At 58.5% G+C, this 1,500-nt stretch carries 2 protein-coding genes; one reads left to right on the top strand and one right to left on the bottom strand.

The window, feature by feature from the left end; genetic code table 11:
* Nucleotides 1-17: 17 nt before the first annotated feature.
* Nucleotides 18-509: a hypothetical protein gene (locus AAHM38_RS25375; protein WP_342234417.1), complete on the bottom strand. Its 492-nt coding sequence runs from the start codon at nt 507-509 to the stop codon at nt 18-20.
* A gap of 320 nt (nt 510-829) precedes the next feature.
* Between AAHM38_RS25375 and AAHM38_RS25380 the strand changes: the two genes are divergently transcribed.
* Nucleotides 830-1,483: a hypothetical protein gene (locus tag AAHM38_RS25380; protein ID WP_021197806.1), complete on the top strand. Its 654-nt coding sequence runs from the start codon at nt 830-832 to the stop codon at nt 1,481-1,483.
* Nucleotides 1,484-1,500 lie beyond the last annotated feature (17 nt).

Consider the following 1,500-nt stretch of genomic DNA (forward strand, 5'->3'; position numbering starts at 1 on the left):
TTGCACGAAAAGGACGACTACCCCAGCAAGGCGCCAAATGACGATCGAAGCGCTGCATCGGACGGGGCCTGGCAAGCGGCGATGAACGCGTCGAACACTTCCGCCGGCGTGAAGTGATAGAGAAAATCCGCAAATGCATTCTGAACAAAGTGCGCCTGCGGACTTCCCAAGATACCCGTGCTCGGCGGGAGCACATGGCTGCTAACCATGTTCATCACCACATAGAATCTCTTGTCGACGACTTCAATGAAGCACGGTGGGGCTCGATCACAAATGGCGTCGACCAGGTCACGGACAAACTCGGGCTTGCCGGTCAACGATTTGGACTTCAACTCGCCAGCCGGAATGCGGTGCGCGGACCTGATCTCCTCGACTACCGCCGCGGTCGCATCCTGGTCGTGGAGGCCGATGGCGGCAAGCGCAAAGGTTGGTTGGCCATCGAAGTCGTATGCCTTGCCGGTGCTGGTTTCGCCACCGGTGTTTCCACTCTCATCGAAGAAGAATTTCATGGTCACCCTGCTGGCCATTGGATTGGATTGACGCCAAGCGCCACAGCCGTCGAGAACTGAAGTGGCTTGCATTTCACGCAGATTCTTGCTTGAAATAGCTGCAACCGACGGGACTCGCGTGCTTAGATTAACTGCAACCGAGCTTGTATTCGACGGCCGATGTCTGCAATCCCGTCACCCCGTGCTTGTATTGGTTGCAGCTGACGGGCGCTGTCCAGCTATGCGGCTCGCGGCCTGCCCCGAGTGCGAGCCGGCAGGTGACTATCAAACCTTCGTTTGTTGGATGACCGCTCATATCCCTGCCTACGCGAGGCCCTACAATGGACGTTGCATTCTTCCTGAAACAACGGGTTGGCTTCATACGCCAGCTTTACCGCGATTCGACGTCGCCTTTCGTCGAGCGCATGCGGTTGATCGAGGAGGAGCAGCCGCCCTACGTACCGCCGCATAGCGAAAATTCGGAGCCGGCGTTTCTGTCGGACTGGATCGATGCGTCAGATTCCGTCCAGGTACTCTGCCATGCGTGCGTGTCCATGCTGGCCGGCGCGCTCCGTGTCTACTTTGAAACTTGGGAACGCGCAGCCCATATCAACGTCGACCAAGATGTGCGGAAACGCGTGTTCAAACACGGATGGCTCCGAGGGTACGAGGCTGTTTTCGCGGAGCACCTGGGCGTGAAGTTCTTGGACAGCGGCGCAGACTTGGATCTGCTTGAGCAGGTCATCCTGGCGCGGAACCGCTCACAGCACCCAGGGAGCCTGACGCGTGTCAGGCCGACGCACGCGCCGATTGAACTCACAAAGCACCGCAGTTTGTTTTTCCTGGACGATCGCGAGCGCGAGCTACTCGTCGAAGCGGAGGCGAACGGAATGGACATGGGCTCTGTCTGGATGATGGAGCCCAGCCTGCACGTCGACGCCGGCAAACTGGAAAAGGCTCTTGCCGAGGTCGAACACTTCGCCACGTGGGGGTAGTCGTCCTTTTCGTGCAA

Origin of the sequence: Ralstonia sp. OTU4908 (genome assembly GCF_038440115.1) — a bacterium.
Taxonomy (GTDB): domain Bacteria; phylum Pseudomonadota; class Gammaproteobacteria; order Burkholderiales; family Burkholderiaceae; genus Ralstonia; species Ralstonia pickettii.

What these genes read in the sequence shown, in the direction of transcription:
- AAHM38_RS25380 (WP_021197806.1), top strand. Translation starts at nt 830, where the DNA reads ATGGACGTTGCATTCTTCCTGAAACAACGGGTTGGCTTCATACGCCAG.
- AAHM38_RS25375 (WP_342234417.1), bottom strand. Translation starts at nt 509, where the DNA reads ATGAAATTCTTCTTCGATGAGAGTGGAAACACCGGTGGCGAAACCAGC.